The organism is Vibrio sp. M260121, assembly GCF_036533715.1.
Taxonomy (GTDB): domain Bacteria; phylum Pseudomonadota; class Gammaproteobacteria; order Enterobacterales; family Vibrionaceae; genus Vibrio.
Genome location: NZ_JATABF010000042.1, coordinates 1 through 16,819 on the forward strand (window position 1 = coordinate 1; position 16,819 = coordinate 16,819).

Below are 16,819 nucleotides of genomic sequence, written 5' to 3' on the forward strand. Positions count from 1 at the left end.
ATCAAACTCTTCAATTTAAGATTTTGTTCGGCTCAATGAATACTGAACATTACATAAGTAATGTTTGAATTGACTGTGCTGAATCTTTCGATTCAATGGTCACTTCGTTTCATTGAAACCTAATTTGATACCGAAGTATCTAATTGGATTATCATCAACGAGTGCCCACACAGATTGATAGGTCTATATTTTTAAAGAACTTTTCTAACTAACTCACCGCCTCAGCGCCTCGTCGTTAGGGGTGCATATCTTACGCTTCCCAATTTGAGAGTCAAGCATTTTTTCAAATTCTTTTTTCTCTCTTCCCGACTCGCTGTGTGACTTTCGTCTCACTCCGTGTCGGTGGATGCGCAGTATAGGGAATCCAGAAATGAGCGCAACCCTTTTTTTGAAAAAAACATTCCAAGCGGTTACTTATCCATCAAATGCGTAATATCTGCATATTTCTTCGTCACATTTGAGACATATCACAGCAATTGGTTGGAAAAACACCAACCATATACGTAAGATTCATGTGTCTATTTTGTTAATAGGCAGCCAATCTCTTTATCATCTATATGTAGTAATCAAAATGACGTCTAAAAAAAATCTGATCTTGTGTGCTGGGTTGGCGGTCATTGGGGGAATCATCTTCTCTCAGTTACCTGTGCCACCTGCCTTGAGCTTTGTTATCGGTGTTGTCGCTACTGCTTTTCTTTTTTCACTTTCTAGCAAAACACCTGTTCTTCAATCTTCGGATTCCGATCCTTCAACTAAAACGCTGTATGTCGGCAACCTTCCTTATAAGGCAAATGAGAGTCACGTTCGTGATTTGTTTGCTGAGTACGGACAGGTTTACGCGGTACGCTTAATGAAAGATAAGCGTACAGGTAAAAGAAGAGGGTTTGGTTTCGTAGTGATGGCAGCGGCAGATGCAAAACCTGCTATCGCTAAACTTAATGAGAAGGAATATATGGAGCGTACGCTTAAAGTGCGTATTGCAAACGACCCTAAACACCCGGAAGGCGGTAAACCTGAACAGGATTAAAGCCTAAGTTCGCCAAACAGGTATTCAGTGCATCTTCTTGCCAAGGAGGTGCACTGGCATAAATCTTCTTACTCCCCTCTTCTCTACTCTCTTGCTTCATGTCATTAAGCAATAATGCTTTCACACGACGCGCAATGGCTTCACCCGAATCAACTAACGTTACTTCACCACCCAATGCTTGATGTATTTCTTCTTTGATTAGAGGGAAGTGAGTACAGCCCAGTACTGCGACATCTACTTTATTACGCAGTGGGAGAAGAATGCTTTCCAGCTCTGAAAGAGAAATACTTTCACCACGCAGCTTTTCTTCTGCCATATCCACTAGTCGAGTCGAGCCTAATAACTCGACAGGTTTACCTTGAGCAAAGTCGCGAATCAGTTCATGGGTATATTGACGAGTCACTGTCGCTGGCGTAGCAATTAAACCAACGCCTTGAGAAGCAAGTAGTGATGCCGGCTTTATCGCAGGAACTACACCAACAACTGGGATAGATAGATTAGCACGCAGTGAAGGCAGCACTATGGTACTTGCGGTATTGCAGGCGATGACCACGATGTCAGCTTGATGCTCTTCGACCAACGCTGCCACCAGCTTATTAACGCGAGTAATCAACACATCTTGATCGAGCTCACCATACGGGTAGGCTTCGTTATCGAACAGATACAAGTAATCCATATGTGGCAGAAGTCGGTGGATTTCTTGGAAGACCGATAACCCTCCGACACCGGAATCAAACACTAGGACTTTTTTCTTACTTGATGCTCGCACGAGTCTTACCTGCAAATTAGAGACTCGGCGATCATACTGGTTAGATTTGTTTTGGCAATGCTTTGGCTTGGTATCTTTGATGACTGAATCGCTCCCCTATTTCCACTTCAAGCATAGTCAATTCTATATGTCCTTGAAATGAAGGGGTTGATGTCACCAATGTATGGAATTCGCCATTTTCTCCGCAGGGATCAATATGACCGGGGAATGACTCTATTAGTGCTTTGTCATACCAACGTCCACACCACTCAGACTGCAACACTTCTCCATCGGTCGTTACCAGCATGGTTTGAATGCCACGCTCGACAATTTCAATTGCTAACACCCTGCTCTCTTCTCCTAGCAAAGGGAAGACACACTCCCAACCAGCAGGCTCAATATAGCTACGTCGATAATCGGCGATACCATTACAAAACATATCGCCAAACGCGACCGCTTCTAAATTCAGTCCACTGTTTTGTAATGCATTAACGATAATCGATTGATAAATGTCGTTACTCGGGAAGACTTCTGGCAGCTCAATAGTAATGAGTGGAAGACCAAGTAAGTCTGCCTGCATTTGCACAACCTCTAATGGCGTCGCTTGGAAAGGCACTTCTTTATCAACGTAGGTGGTGTACAAGCCAACCACCTGATAAAGCGGATTCTCGTTTAGTCGCTCCAACGTTAGCGTAGAGTCTTTGCCACTCGACCAGCTGACCACGACACGTTTTGCTTTTGTCATTAACTTTCCTCGTTACCTATTTCCACTCGGACCTGACTCACAATAAGAAAGACCGCCGATGTGGCGGTCTTATTAGATTTGATTAGAAGCGGTAGTCTGCCGAAACAAAGTACTGGCGCCCTGGTGTCGCGTAGCCCACGTACATCTCGTAATCTTTATCAAAAGCGTTGCTTAGCTTCGCGTTGATATCCCAGTTTTGGTTTACTGCGTAAGAAGCCGTAAAGTTCCATAGGCTGTAGCTCGGCAACCTTGTGCTGCCATTAAAGCGTTCACCTTGGTAAAGATATTGCGAGCCCAACGTCCATTGGTCAAACGTCGCGTAAGCGTTCCACTTAGCACCACGCTTAGAGCGGTAAGCGAGTTGCGTATCTTCTGCGCCAGATTTATCGACAGGGTCTTTATAATCTAGGTAGAACTCATGAGATACGATATCTGTATCGAGTTTCACTTCTAGTTCGACACCCTTGATCTCAGCTTCACCAACATTTTGCATGCCAGCGCCTTCCCAAATCAACATGTTCTCAATTTGGTTGTAGTAACCCGTTACCGTCCAATCAACAATCGATACAGCACCAGATAGCGACAGCTCGGTATTTTCTGATTCTTCTGGTTTTAGGTTTGGCATTTCGTAGCCTGGGTAATACAAATCAACAAAGCTCGGCGCACGGAAAGCAGTACCATGGCTCAGGGTTAACTCATAACCTTCGTAAAAGCTCCAACCCGCAGCAGTTTGCCACGTGGTGTTGTTACCAAACTGGTTGTTGTCGTCATTACGTACACTTGCTTCTAACGTCCATACGTCATAAGCGTATTGAGCAATGGCGCTTATACCAAAGTTGGTTCTTGGGTTCTTTTCTGGATCGTAACTCTGGGAAGGTCCCCAATCACTTGGCGCAATGTAGCCCTTAGCGAGCTTTTCTGTGCGGTAGTCCAAACCACCACCAACGCTCAACTCTTCGTTTACGCTGTACGAGTTCAACCAAATCGCATTGAACTGCTCAATAGCAACGTGATCGCCGGTTGATTTGCTTTGACCTGATTTATGGTCATAGTTGTCTTGTTGGCCGTAAGCCAGTTTCAATTCAGATGAGTAAACGTCTTTGTTGTATTCCAACGACAGATCGGCGCCTACATACTCTACTTCACCGGTTTTCTTCTCGTGCTTATCAACCTTGCCCCATGCAGGATTACCATAGCTACTGTTGTCGTAGTCGTACTCATTGTTGTAAGCACTCACCCCAACATAACCAGATAAGTTGTCAGAAAAGTTTTGTTGGTAACCTAACTTCAGGTTGAGCGTTTCAAAGCCGTGCTCATCGCCATCATTTACACCCGGCAACGGTTTCACATTAAAACCATCGGTTTTCTCGTAACCTAGAACACCTTTAAAGTGTTTACCGTCACCTACCGGCTTAGAGACAACAAACGTCCCTTTCTTATGGTTATCCGACCCATAACCTGCGGTCACATGGCTCGCATCACTATCAATGTTCGCTCGAGTAATAATGTTGATTACGCCAGAAATCGCTTCTGAGCCATAAATAGAAGCACGCGCACCACGAATGTAGTCGATACGTTCAATAGAATTGATTGGAAACTGATTAAAATCGACGCCGCCCATAATCGCACGAGGCATACGAACCCCATCGACTAAAACAAGAACTTGGGATGAACTACCCCCTCGCACATAAATAGAGGCGGATTGACCACGTCCACCGTACTGGGCAACTTCAACACTCGGTAGTGTACGGAACACATCAAACAGACTGTTTGCTTGCAGGCGCTCAATATCTTCTTGAGTTACCGTAACGGTTTGTGCGAGAACCGCACCATCAATTTGCTGGAATCGGTTTGCGGTAACCACAACAGTTTCATCTGCGGAAACTTCTTGAGCGTGTAAATAAAAGGTAGGTGAAAGCAGCGATGCACACGTGATCGCAAGAAATGTTTTTCTCATTGTATTGTCCTAAATCGCGTAATTCCTACCGAGCCCTACTCATATTGAGCAGTCCAGTGCTGTGGCTCAGTTGCTGGCAGGTATTCGGACTTAAGAGCAAGGTTGTACCGCCTACTTGCTCGACTTCCCACATAAACTAATGCAGTGTCTTGTTGAGCGTTCGTTCTCTTTTACCGCTGCGCGTCAGTTCTGGATTTCCACCAGATTCCCATTTCAGCCATCTAGATTGCTAGATAGCACCAGCTTGGGGCAAATACTATTAAGCTATTGATTATTTGTCCAGCCAATATTACCCCTGACAATTGTAACGATTTGGTTCATTGGTGTATCAACTGACACAGAACACACTATCTTTAAATCAATTAGGGTACAAAACTGGACATCCTATTGAGATTGAATAAAATCTGCGCTCTTAAATTGAATGCACCATAAAAGGTAAGATCATGGCTACTCTTGATGTAAACCCACAACGCTACCAAGAACAACTGGCTGAAAAAGTCGAACGTCTGAACGATATGTTCGCGCCATACAACGTGCCAGAACTGGAAGTGTTTGAATCACCAGAGCAGCACTACCGCATGCGTGCTGAGTTCCGCGTTTGGCATGAGGGTGAAGACCTTTACTACATCATGTTCAATCAAGAAACTCGTGAGAAATACCGCGTTGACCAATTCCCAGCAGCAAGCCGTCTGATCAACGACCTGATGCCACTACTAGTTGAAGCGATGAAAGACAACGAATCGCTACGTCGTAAACTGTTCCAAGTGGACTTTCTATCAACGCTTAGCGGTGAGATTCTGGTTTCACTGCTTTACCATCGCCAGCTTGATGAAGAGTGGATTGAAAACGCGAAAGCCCTTAAGCAGCGTTTGAATGATGAAGGCTTCAACCTAAACATCATTGGTCGTGCTCGTAAAATGAAGATTGTCCTAGACCGTGACTACGTGATCGAGAAGCTAGACGTAAATGGTCAAAGCTACATCTACCAACAAGTAGAAAACAGCTTCACTCAACCAAACGGCAAAGTCGCTGAGAAGATGCTGGAATGGGCAGTCGACTGTACTCAAGAAAGCACTGGTGATCTCCTAGAGCTTTACTGTGGTAACGGTAACTTCTCTTTGGCGCTGGCACAAAACTTCGACCGCGTTCTTGCAACTGAATTAGCGAAGCCATCTGTGGTTTCTGCGCAATACAACATTGCAGCGAACGAGATTGATAACGTACAAATCCTACGTCTATCAGCAGAAGAGTTTACTCAAGCAATCGAAGGTAAGCGTGAATTCCGCCGCCTACAAGATGCAGGTGTGGATCTGAAGAGCTACAACTGTAATACGATTTTTGTCGATCCACCACGCTCAGGTATGGATGTCGACACTTGTAAGATGGTGCAAGGTTACGAGCGCATCATGTACATCTCTTGTAACCCAGAGACACTTAAAGAGAACTTGGACATTCTATGCGAAACCCACAACGTGACGCGTTTTGCTCTGTTTGACCAATTCCCTTACACGCACCACATGGAAGCAGGTGTACTGTTGGAACGTAAAGCGTAATCAACCAGCATCAAACATAAAAAAAGCGAGCTCATGGCTCGCTTTTTTGTTGGATTCGTTTTGCTTATTCAGCGGTGGTCTTCTTTTCCATGAAACCCAGCTTCTTACCGATCCACGCTAGGAGAATCATTGAAACCAGAATAGCGAAGAAGTTAGAGCCTGCTTCTGGGTATTGCGCTTTAATAAACGCAGAGTGACCAAATGCACCTACGAAGAAACACGCCAGACCAACAAGTGGGATATCTTCTGATACTGGGTTGTTAAGGTATTCTTGGTACAGCGCCTGTACAGCTAGCACGAGTGCAATCAGAGGGAAGATTGAAAAAGATACTTCGCTCATGGTCAACCATGACAACAAAGCATCACCACACATACCTGCAACCAGTGCCAAAATCAGCGTTTTCTTTTCAGATTTATTTCCATTCGACATTATTCTATCCCGCCTTTTAATCGGTTACGTTCACGTTCTTTGCGATACCAATAGGCCCCTTTGGCTATCATTCGCAATTGCATGATCAATCGCTCGGCGAGTTCATCGCGCTCGCGTCGATCTAAATCTAAAGCTTCCGCACCAGAGCTAAACACCAAAGTAACCGACGCCTCTGCTTGAGTGAACGCCTCTTCTTTGGTCATGCCGGTGCTCATTAAGTACTCAGTTAATTCTGCCGCAAAATGCTGAATTTCTCGAGCGACGGCAGTACGAAATTCAGAGGAAGTGCCGGAGCGCTCACGCAACAATAAGCGGAAAACGTTAGGACTACTTTCAATGAATTCCATGAAGGTTTCAACTGAAGTTCGAATCACACTGCCTTCTTTGACAATACGCTGACGCGCCTGACGCATCAGCTGTCGCAACAACAAACCACCTTCATCAACCATGGTTAAGCCCAGCTCGTCCATGTCTTTGAAGTGACGGTAAAAAGAAGTCGGTGCAATTCCTGCCTCTCGGGCAACCTCACGCAAGCTCAGATTGGAAAAGCTGCGATCCGCACTGAGTTGATTAAATGCCGCATCGATCAACGATCGACGTGTTTTTTCTTTTTGCTGCGCGCGGATTCCCATCGATTTCATTCTTTAACTTGCTCTTTTTCTATTGGGTACGAGAGCTTCAATATAACGCATATCGCCCCCACGTATAAAGCGACGTTATCTGCCGATAAGCGGCGAGCACGTTACTATCGCCATGCATCTAATTGCAATCGCCTCACTTCAAATAGTAGACATACAGCATACCAATTAGTTCTTTTGGGCGATTCTGCGTGATCACTTCCACTCTCTAGCAGGCATTACGTGTTCCCAATAGAGTAAATGAGTTAAAATCCCGCTACAGCAATGTTAAGCAAATATAACAAGGAAGACATCATGGCGCATGCTAATCACTATGACGTGATCGTAATTGGTAGTGGCCCGGGCGGTGAAGGGGCGGCGATGGGATTGACCAAAGCCGGACTGAATGTTGCCATCGTAGAAAAGGAAAGCAGTGTTGGTGGCGGTTGTACGCACTGGGGAACCATACCATCCAAAGCATTGCGTCACGCAGTTAGCCGTATCATTGAATTCAATAGCAACCCGTTATTCTGCCGCAATAACACCAGCCTTCATGCAACATTTTCTGACATTTTAGGTCATGCAAAATCGGTAATAGATAAACAGACTCGACTTCGTCAGGGCTTTTATGATCGCAACTCATGCACACTGTTGTTTGGTACAGCCCGCTTTATCGATAACTACTCCATCGCCGTCATGCAAAGTGATGGTACGGAAGAAGTATACTCAGCAGATAAATTTGTTATCGCCACGGGATCTCGTCCATATCAACCAAATGATGTCGACTTCTTGCATGAACGCATCTACGACAGTGACTCTATCTTGAGCCTGAAACACGATCCTCGCCACATCATCATTTACGGCGCGGGCGTGATTGGTTGTGAATACGCATCAATCTTCCGTGGTCTAGGTGTGAAGACCGACTTGATTAACACTCGCGACCGTCTGCTCTCCTTCCTAGATAACGAAGTCTCAGATGCATTGTCTTACCACTTCTGGAACAGTGGCGTGGTAATTCGTAACGATGAAACGTTCGAGAAAATCGAAGGCACAGAAGATGGTGTTATCGTGCATCTTCAATCTGGCAAGAAGATGAAAGCCGACTGCCTACTGTATGCCAACGGTCGAACGGGTAACACAGACAAACTCAACTTACCTGCGGTTGGACTTGAAGGTGATTCGCGCGGACAGCTCAAAGTGGATGGTAACTACCGTACAGAGGTGGAACACATCTACGCCGTCGGTGATGTGATTGGCTACCCTAGCCTAGCGAGTGCAGCGTATGACCAAGGTCGTTTCGTGGCACAAGCCATCACTAAAGGACAAGCTGACGGCAATCTGATTGATGACATCCCAACGGGTATCTACACCATTCCAGAAATCAGCTCAGTAGGCAAAACTGAGCAAGAACTGACTGCGGCGAAAGTGCCTTACGAGGTGGGACGCTCTTCATTTAAGCACTTAGCTCGTGCGCAGATTGCAGGTAAAGACATCGGCAGCTTGAAAATCCTCTTCCATCGCGAAACCAAAGAGATTCTTGGTATTCACTGCTTTGGTGAGCGCGCCGCGGAAATCATCCACATCGGTCAGGCCATCATGGAACAAAAAGGTGAAGCCAATACGATTGAATACTTCGTCAATACCACCTTCAACTACCCGACGATGGCAGAAGCGTATCGCGTAGCGGCGCTAAACGGTTTGAACCGATTATTCTAATTCAATTGGGTTGCCATGATCCAAAAGCTAAAACAGCAGGTTTCGACCTGCTGTTTCTATTTGAGTGACTAGGCAAGAAAACTTCCCTTACGCCATTGATAAAAGAAGATAGCGCCGAGTCCAATCCCTCGCATTGCCATGAAACTGGTCATCGCAAACCATAGTGCATGGTTTTGCCAGCCAGAGAACAAAAAGAAGATTGCAAAGAAGCAGCAAGTCGCCACGAACATACTGTTTCGCATGTCTTTACCTTTGGTGGCACCAACAAAAATGCCATCAAACAGGAAGCACCACATCGACGCCAATGGCATGACCACCAGCCACGGCAGATATACCGCCGCTTGCTGCTGCACCGCTTCAATCGAAGTGATCATGGCGATCAAGTGCGATCCCGCCAAACCAAATACCGCAGTCAAACCTAAACAGATGATAAGGCTCCAAAAGAAAGTACCAATCAACGAAGCACTGAGCTGCGCTCGGTCTTTGGCACCAATCGCTTTGCCAACCATGGCTTCCATGGCATAAGCAAAACCGTCCATGCCATAGGAAATCATCATCAAGAAACTCATCAATACCGCATTGGCCGCAACCACATCATCACCAAAGCTCGCACCTTGGAAAGTCATAAAGCTAAACGTAGCTTGTAAACATAGCGAGCGTAAGAAGATATCGCGATTGAGTTTTACGAACCGCCCTAGCCCATGTTGAGTATCGGTTAGCAGGCTCTTAGGTGATGGCAACAGACGGGCACACCACGTCCTCCATACACACATCAAGCCAAACGCCATGCCAGAGTAATCAGCAATCACTGAGGCTAGCGCTGCCCCTTCAACTTTCCAACCCAAACCAATCACAAACAGTAAATCGAGCGCAATATTGGTCACGTTGGTGATGATCACCATCCACATTGGGGCTTTGGAGTTTTGCGTTCCGAGTAGCCAGCCCAACAAGACAAAGTTCATCAGCGCAGCGGGGGCACTCCACACTCGGATAGAGAAATATTGCATGCCGTAGTGCTTCACTTCAGCACTGGCATCACTCCAACCAAATATCAGATCCGCGATCGGGTTATGGGCAATAAGGAAGACTAACGCAAACAGCAGTGCCATCAGTGAGCCTTGCATAAACACCAAAGCAAGTTGTTTTCGGTCTTCACCACCATAGGACTGCGCCGCTAATCCAGTGGTCGACATACGTAAAAAGCCAAGCAACCAAAACGTCACACTGATCATGGTGCTACCAAGCGCAACACCACCTAGATACCAAGCGTGTTCAAGGTGACCGATCACCGCAGCGTCAACCAAGCCCAATAGTGGAACAGTAATATTCGACAGCACCATAGGGATAGCGAGCGCTAACACTTGGCGATGCACTTGAGGATTCGATAAAGGAGAGAAGATAGAGTTTGTCACAGGCACCTCGTTGTTTAGATCAGCGAGTGTACCTGAGTGTTCAATGCCTAGCCAATTACCACTTGATGTGAACGAGAACTGGCGTGAGACGATGCTTCAACATTGGGATCTTATTCAGCCAGCGCTGCCATGCTTTCCAGCGTGAGCAAAATCGGTCGAATGGCGAGAAGGCTTTGACCCATTGCGCCCATGGCAGCCAATGCAGTACTTGTTGTGCTGGTGCTTCAAAACCATGTGCATACGTATCTGAGCCGAGCTTCTGACCCCATTTACTTTCGGTTAAGTCACCTGCTAGTACCATGCACACTTCTGCCGATACAAAATGACGACCCAGAGTTTGGATGAAAGTCGCAACGCGCGATTCATCACAATCGAGTAAAGCCATCTCACACAGAATCAATACTGGTGCTTTTTCAGGAATGCGCAGTTCATCTAACCAATTCATGTCTTCTACGCTGCCACAACGATGCTCGTAGCGTTCGTTTTTATGAAACAATCGCTGACGCCAAACCAGATTCTCGGTGACATCCAGTTCAATCCAGTGACAACGACCATTGTCCAAACGGTAGAAACGCGTATCTAAGCCCGCACCAACGTTAATGATCCAAGCGTCTGAGTGTTGTTGAAGAAAGTGACTAACCTGCTGATCGCACAGCTGAGTTAAAGTCACGTGCAGCAACTGCTTCTGATCGACGTCGCCACTGATGCAATCTGGTGCCATCTTGCAGCTCAAGCACGCTTTTGCAGCGATCGGATCGTACACCAAGCCGTTATCAACCAAGCTTTCGCGGCTACGCAAAAACAACGGTTTCAACAGATGATTGGGTACGTGATGTTGAGGCTTGGACATGGGCATTTCCTTGCGCCGAAAAGAAAATGGTTAAATGGAATTAGATGATAATAAATCTCAATATCACTTGCAAGTTTTAACGCAACAGCCAAACGCTCTGAATCAGTGCGAGCGTAACTATGCTCGGAAGAAAAGAAATATGCTTTGAAGAAAATAAAAGTGGGAATAGAAAGTGCAGAAAACACAAAGCCCAGCAGAACGCTGGGCTTTATTAGAATGCTTGAGGTAAGAAACCTACATCCAGTCAGTGTTACGGATGATGCCAACCGCCAGACCTTCAATCGTCAGGTGTTGCGATGTTAGGTCAACTTGGATTGGTGAAAACTCTTCATTCTCTGCATGCAGTAGAACTGTAGAACCTTTACGCTCTAAACGCTTCACCGTCACATCATCATCAACACGTGCAACCACAACTTGACCGTCGCGCACATCTTGAGTTTTGTGCACAGCCAGCAAGTCGCCGTCCATAATACCGATGTCTTTCATACTTTCGCCATTTACGCGAAGTAGGAAGTCTGCTTTTGGTTTGAACATCGCAGGATCCACTTGGTAGTGAGACTCCACATGCTCTTGAGCCAGAATCGGCTCACCAGCAGCAACTTGACCAATCAAAGGCAGACCTTGATCGTCGTTTGCCGCATCTTCAAGTAGGATTCGGATCCCGCGAGATGCGCCTGGAATAATTTCAATCGCTTGTTTACGAGCAAGCGCTTTTAGGTGTTCTTCTGCGGCATTCGCAGAGCGGAAGCCAAGCTCACGCGCAATCTCTGCACGAGTTGGTGGCATTCCGGTGTCTTCGATTTTGCTTTTAATCAAATCGAAGACTTGTTGTTGGCGTGGCGTTAACGGCTTCATATGTCACCTGTCTTTTTATACAGTTAACTGTGAGTATATCCAGTAAATGGACAAATGAAAACCCAATTGGTTGTTTTTTAATTTATTTGCGCCAGTTTCAGATCCTACCCACAAACCTTAAGCGAACATGCGTTTTAAACACGAAACAACCAATTCGTCTAATGAAAGCAACAACCCAGGGGTTAGACTAATTTCCGCTCAATAAAATTAAAAGGTTTGACCAGTTTCTGGTATCCTTGCTGCGCTTAAAATTTATCGCCTAGGCTTATTTCTATTGCCGTATCTATTTCCTTTCCTATAGAAGATGGGGAAGCGGACGCAGAAATAAGGTTAGGCTTGTTTGAATACCTATTGAGGCTGTGAACTTTATGTCTTCTGGACAATCATTTTCACGTTCATTACTAAAACTACCTTTATCGGTAATGGTAAAGGGCACCACAATCCCATCGAATCCGATTGATGATCTCAACATCGACCTCACTAAACCGATTGTGTATGCCTTGCCGTTCCGTTCGAACGTGGATTTGCTGACACTGCAAAAACAAGCTTTGAGTCTTGGTCTGCCTGACCCGCTCAGTCCATTGGAAATCAATGGAAAGACATTAACTCGTTACGTGTTTATCGCGTCTCGTCCAACCGTGATGAGCAACGATAACGATGTACCAAGCGAGTCTGTTTCTCTGTTTACAGAGTTACTAGAACTGCACAAACTCGACAGCGAGCTAGACGTGCAAATGATCCCAGCAACTGTGCTTTGGGGTCGTAAGCCTGGTAAAGAAGAAAACCATAAGCCGTACCTGCAACCAATGAATGGTCCGCAAAAGGCAAAAGCGGTCATGGCAGCTGGTCGTGACTGTTTGGTGCGTTTTAGCCCAGTGGTTTCACTGCGTTACATGGCAGACTCTCACGGTACCGACAGCGCTATTGCACACAAGCTAGCGCGCGTTGCACGTATCCACTTCTCTCGTCAGAAGCTTGCGGCATCCGGTCCAAACCTGCCTCAACGCCAAGTGCTGTTTGCACGCTTAATGAAATCGCCAGCGATTGAAAAAGCGATTGAAGACGAAGCGCAAAGCAAAAACATTTCTATCGAGAAAGCACGCAAAGAAGCCCATGACATCATGGATGAGATTGCAGCTGACTTCTCTTATGGTTTGGTGAAAAACGGCGACCGTATTCTTGGCTGGTTGTGGACGAAGCTATACCAAGGTCTGCACATCAACAACGCTTCAACCGTTCGTCGCCTAGCGCAAGATGGTCATGAGATCGTGTACGTGCCATGTCACCGCAGTCACATGGACTACCTACTGCTTTCTTACGTTCTGTACCATGAAGGTATGGTGCCACCGCATATCGCTGCGGGTATCAACCTGAACTTCTTCCCAGCGGGTCCAATCTTCCGTCGTGGTGGTGCTTTCTTTATTCGTCGTAGCTTTAAAGGCAACAAGCTGTACTCAACTATTTTCCGTGAGTACCTATCAGAGCTGTTTGCTAAAGGTTACTCGGTAGAGTACTTCAGTGAAGGTGGTCGTTCACGTACTGGTCGTCTGCTTCAAGCAAAAACCGGTATGTTGGCAATGACGATTCAAGCCATGCTACGCGGTCTAAACCGTCCAGTAACACTAGTGCCTGTGTACATCGGTTACGAGCACGTCATGGAAGTGGGTACTTACGCCAAAGAGCTTCGCGGTTCACGCAAAGAGAAAGAGAACGCAGGTCTTGTGTTGCGTACTCTGCGTAAGCTGCGCAATTTTGGTCTTGGTTACGTTAACTTCGGTGAGCCAATTCAACTAAACCAATACCTAAACGAACATGCGCCAGAATGGACGAAAGACATCGATCGCATGGGCGGCAGCAAACCACAATGGATGAACCCTGTGGTGAACGGTCTGGCAAACAAGATGATGACGCACATTAACGATGCGGCAGCGACTAACGCGCTTACTCTATGTGCGACCGCGCTGTTGGCGTCTCGTCAGCGTGCATTGTCTCGTGACTCTCTAATCAACCAGATTGAATGCTACCTGAAGCTACTTAAGAACAACCCATACTCAAACACTTCAACGGTTCCAACAGAAACGGCTGAAGAGTTGGTGGATCACGCTATCTCACTTGATAAGTTTGTGATTGAAACAGACACCATGGGTGACATCATTTCGTTGGATCGTAGCCAGTCGATTTTGATGACTTACTACCGCAACAACATCATTCACTTGTTCGCCCTACCATCATTGATTGCTCAGATGATTATTCGTCAACGCAACGTGACCGTAGAGAAGATTCAAGAAAACGTCGCTCAAATTTATCCATTCCTGAAAAAAGAGCTATTCCTAAGCTACAAGGAAGAAGAGTTGAACGAGCTGGTCGTGAAGATTTTGAACGAGTTCATTGAACAGAAGATGGTTTGCCAAGATGGTGACAAACTGGAAATTAACCAGTCAAACAACCAATCATTGGTTCTGTTGGGTCGTACTATCACAGAAACACTGCAACGTTACTCCATCGCGATGAACCTACTGGTGGCAGACCAAGAGCTGGGTAAATCTGACCTTGAGCAGAAGAGCCAAGATATTGCGCAGCGTTTGGGTCGTCTGCACGGCATCAACGCACCAGAGTTCTTCGATAAAGGCGTATTTACTGCAATGTTCAATACGCTGAAAGAGCAACAATACCTAGATAGCGACGGTAACTGTGACCTTGAGAAGACACAGCAATTTGCCAAACTGCTATTTACCCTGCTTTACCCAGAAGTGAAGTTGACCATCGAAGAGAGTATCCACCAGCTGCAAGCATAGTTCGCTTAAGCTCGATATTCATCTCGACAAAAACACAAAAGGCATCCAATCGGATGCCTTTTTTCTATCTGAGTGTCTGTACTATGCCGTTACCAGAAAGCGATAACCAGACCGACCGCAATCACCATTCCCACATAGTTATTGTTAAGGAAGGCTCTGAAACACAAGTCGCGATCTCGATGGCGAATCAAATGTTGCTGGTACACAAATAATGAAGCAGCCACCAGAATCGTCCAGTAGTAGCTTTGGCCAAGTTCATAGTGCTGACCAAGTAGTACCAACATCGCCAAGGTAATCAACTGTAGAACGCCAATCACCAGCTTATCGTGGCGACCAAACAAGATAGCCGTTGATTTGATGCCAATCTTTAAATCATCATCTCGGTCGACCATCGCGTATTGAGTGTCGTAGGCGATCGTCCATAAAGCATTAATCGCAAACACAAACCACACAATCAAAGGCAATTCGCCTGTTTGTGCTGCCCACGCCATCGGAATCGCCCAACTAAAAGCCAAACCTAAAAACAGCTGAGGCAAATGGGTGTAACGCTTCATAAATGGATAAATGAACGCTAAAAAGATGCCCGCAAAGGAGAGCTTGATCGTCAGTGGGTTCATGGTCAGCACTAATAAGAAAGAGCTGATACCCAAAACCAAAAACAGACCAATCGCTTCTTTCGAGGTTACTTTACCCGATGGTAAAGGACGCTGTTTAGTGCGTTTCACATGCCCATCAACTTTACGGTCGGCAAAGTCGTTAATCACACAACCGGCACTACGCATTAGGAACACGCCTAGCACAAACACGATGAGTACATTCCAACTTGGTATGCCTTGGGCGGCAATCACAAGTGCCCAAACCGTCGGCCACAATAACAAGAGTGAGCCAATTGGGCGGTCCATTCGCATCAGTTGCCAATATGCTTTGGCTTTGTCTGCGGACATTTACACCTTCTCCTTAGCGTAAACTGGTGAATTTGGTAAGAATAACTCAGCAACCAGCATGGGTTTGTGATTCATCCACAGTCTTGAGCGTCGCGCTAAAAAGCGCCCCTGTGGCAAAGTAACCCATCCCATTTGCAGAGCATCGCGTTCAACGTTATCGGCGCTGAACACAGTTAAACCCAGCGGGATATCTCCTTGCTGAGCTAAGTCATATTGTTGATCGACCAAGGTTGAACGAGGAATGAGCGTGCGGCCAATGACCCAATCCGTATTGTCGCCACATAAAATCACCTCTCTCAGTAGGCAATCTTGCTCAGACAATAGCTGGCTCTCATCCTGTTTTAACGTCTTGGCTGTGACGATCTGATTGTGCAGCAATTCCACTGTTAAGCGTTGGCAATGCTGACCTAAACGACGTGACAAAGAGCCCTGTTCTTCAAGCCAATGCTTGGCGAATTCGCTAGGGAATTCAAAATCTTCGGGGTTTTGCCACTCTACTTCCAATAAAGAAGTAAGATAGAGTGATGTCGGCTGATTCATACTAGTATTCAATTGGAGGCTTTATGCGTACAATAAAGCAACAACTTACCGTCTTATTGAAACCGTAAGTTCCGTTATTTGTTTTAGACGGTCTATTGTATCAAGACTGAAGCGATTCGAATATCGCGATCCAGAGAAAGAAAAGTTAGAAATATGTACAAACGTTATGTAGCCCAAATTATTTTCGCGCTAAGTCTGCTTATTTCAGCACCAAGTTGGGCTGAATCAGAAGAAGCTGCACCTAAGTTAGCCTACTTCACGCTAGAACCCGATTTGACCACAAACTTCTACACCAAAGGCAACAAACTGGGCTATGTGCAAGTACGTATCGACATCATGGTCATGAGCCAACAAGACCTTGCGGTTGTAGAACATCATCAACCTCTGATCCGCGATGCGGTGATTGAGCTTCTAGGTAAACAAACAGAAGATACGATCAAGTCTTTGTCTGGCCGTGAAGATCTGCGCAAAACCCTGGTGAAAGAGCTCAACGAGACCTTGCTGCCAGAGACTGGCAAAACCATCATTGCTGATTTGCTGTTTACCAAATACCTTTACCAATAATGTGAACAGCTAAAGCTGACGAGCTGCTCCTATTAAACGAAAGACAGATAAACAAAAGACCACCGA

Annotated in this window: 15 protein-coding genes and 1 riboswitch; of the genes, 5 read left to right on the forward strand and 10 right to left on the reverse strand. The window is 46.0% G+C overall.

Translation table 11 applies throughout. The annotated features are described in order from the left end of the window. The first annotated feature begins 571 nt into the window (after nucleotides 1-571). Nucleotides 572-1,027, forward strand: coding sequence for an RNA-binding protein (locus tag QTO06_RS19525; protein WP_331409440.1), 456 nt, complete (start codon nucleotides 572-574; stop codon nucleotides 1,025-1,027). On the opposite strand, the gene murI is transcribed toward QTO06_RS19525, so the two are convergent. From murI to QTO06_RS19540, 3 genes are all read right to left on the reverse strand, one after another. Then, nucleotides 990-1,796 carry a glutamate racemase gene (gene murI, locus QTO06_RS19530; RefSeq protein ID WP_045381901.1) on the reverse strand — a complete coding sequence of 269 codons (807 nt, stop codon included), beginning with the start codon at nucleotides 1,794-1,796 and terminating at the stop codon, nucleotides 990-992. The two genes, QTO06_RS19525 and murI, sit on opposite strands and share 38 nt — an antisense overlap. 40 nt (nucleotides 1,797-1,836) lie before the next feature. Beyond that, nucleotides 1,837-2,520: an ATPase gene (locus QTO06_RS19535; protein WP_331409442.1), complete on the reverse strand. Its 684-nt coding sequence runs from the start codon at nucleotides 2,518-2,520 to the stop codon at nucleotides 1,837-1,839. 82 nt (nucleotides 2,521-2,602) lie between these two features. Beyond that, nucleotides 2,603-4,477: a TonB-dependent receptor domain-containing protein gene (locus QTO06_RS19540; RefSeq protein ID WP_331409443.1), complete on the reverse strand. Its 1,875-nt coding sequence runs from the start codon at nucleotides 4,475-4,477 to the stop codon at nucleotides 2,603-2,605. Nucleotides 4,478-4,535: 58 nt separating this feature from the next. Further along, a riboswitch (cobalamin riboswitch) is annotated at nucleotides 4,536-4,736 on the reverse strand. A gap of 184 nt (nucleotides 4,737-4,920) precedes the next feature. On the opposite strand from QTO06_RS19540, the gene trmA reads away from it, so the two are divergent. After that, nucleotides 4,921-6,030, forward strand: a complete 1,110-nt coding sequence (trmA, locus tag QTO06_RS19545; RefSeq protein ID WP_005451984.1) for a tRNA (uridine(54)-C5)-methyltransferase TrmA — start codon at nucleotides 4,921-4,923, stop codon at nucleotides 6,028-6,030. A 64-nt stretch (nucleotides 6,031-6,094) separates the two neighbouring features. On the opposite strand, the gene QTO06_RS19550 is transcribed toward trmA, so the two are convergent. Further along, on the reverse strand, nucleotides 6,095-6,460 hold the full coding sequence (locus QTO06_RS19550; RefSeq protein ID WP_005430908.1) for a YijD family membrane protein: 366 nt from the start codon (nucleotides 6,458-6,460) through the stop codon (nucleotides 6,095-6,097). Continuing rightward, entirely contained in the window at nucleotides 6,460-7,101 is a 642-nt protein-coding gene (gene fabR / locus QTO06_RS19555) for an HTH-type transcriptional repressor FabR (RefSeq protein ID WP_005430912.1), read from the reverse strand. The genes QTO06_RS19550 and fabR overlap by 1 nt, the downstream gene beginning before the upstream one ends. 261 nt (nucleotides 7,102-7,362) lie before the next feature. Between fabR and sthA the strand changes: the two genes are divergently transcribed. After that, nucleotides 7,363-8,793: a Si-specific NAD(P)(+) transhydrogenase gene (sthA, locus tag QTO06_RS19560; RefSeq protein ID WP_012126563.1), complete on the forward strand. Its 1,431-nt coding sequence runs from the start codon at nucleotides 7,363-7,365 to the stop codon at nucleotides 8,791-8,793. Between the two features lie 68 nt (nucleotides 8,794-8,861). Here the strand turns inward: sthA and dinF are convergent, their stop codons facing one another. From dinF to lexA, 3 genes are all read right to left on the reverse strand, one after another. Continuing rightward, on the reverse strand, nucleotides 8,862-10,205 hold the full coding sequence (dinF, locus tag QTO06_RS19565) for an MATE family efflux transporter DinF (protein ID WP_050932463.1): 1,344 nt from the start codon (nucleotides 10,203-10,205) through the stop codon (nucleotides 8,862-8,864). Between the two features lie 55 nt (nucleotides 10,206-10,260). Further along, on the reverse strand, nucleotides 10,261-11,055 hold the full coding sequence (locus tag QTO06_RS19570; RefSeq protein ID WP_009695929.1) for a class I SAM-dependent methyltransferase: 795 nt from the start codon (nucleotides 11,053-11,055) through the stop codon (nucleotides 10,261-10,263). 234 nt (nucleotides 11,056-11,289) lie between these two features. Next, nucleotides 11,290-11,910 carry a transcriptional repressor LexA gene (lexA, locus tag QTO06_RS19575; RefSeq protein ID WP_005438488.1) on the reverse strand — a complete coding sequence of 207 codons (621 nt, stop codon included), beginning with the start codon at nucleotides 11,908-11,910 and terminating at the stop codon, nucleotides 11,290-11,292. A 368-nt stretch (nucleotides 11,911-12,278) separates the two neighbouring features. On the opposite strand from lexA, the gene plsB reads away from it, so the two are divergent. Further along, on the forward strand, nucleotides 12,279-14,705 hold the full coding sequence (gene plsB / locus QTO06_RS19580; RefSeq protein ID WP_331409447.1) for a glycerol-3-phosphate 1-O-acyltransferase PlsB: 2,427 nt from the start codon (nucleotides 12,279-12,281) through the stop codon (nucleotides 14,703-14,705). Nucleotides 14,706-14,794: 89 nt separating this feature from the next. Here plsB and ubiA read toward each other — a convergent pair whose 3' ends face one another. Together ubiA and QTO06_RS19590 are read right to left on the reverse strand one after the other, a co-directional pair. Then, nucleotides 14,795-15,649: a 4-hydroxybenzoate octaprenyltransferase gene (gene ubiA, locus QTO06_RS19585; protein WP_005438493.1), complete on the reverse strand. Its 855-nt coding sequence runs from the start codon at nucleotides 15,647-15,649 to the stop codon at nucleotides 14,795-14,797. After that, a complete protein-coding gene (locus QTO06_RS19590; RefSeq protein WP_005438494.1) occupies nucleotides 15,650-16,189 on the reverse strand; it encodes a chorismate lyase in 540 nt (179 codons plus the stop codon). 153 nt (nucleotides 16,190-16,342) lie between these two features. On the opposite strand from QTO06_RS19590, the gene QTO06_RS19595 reads away from it, so the two are divergent. Beyond that, nucleotides 16,343-16,753: a flagellar basal body-associated protein FliL gene (locus QTO06_RS19595; RefSeq protein WP_005438495.1), complete on the forward strand. Its 411-nt coding sequence runs from the start codon at nucleotides 16,343-16,345 to the stop codon at nucleotides 16,751-16,753. Nucleotides 16,754-16,819 lie beyond the last annotated feature (66 nt).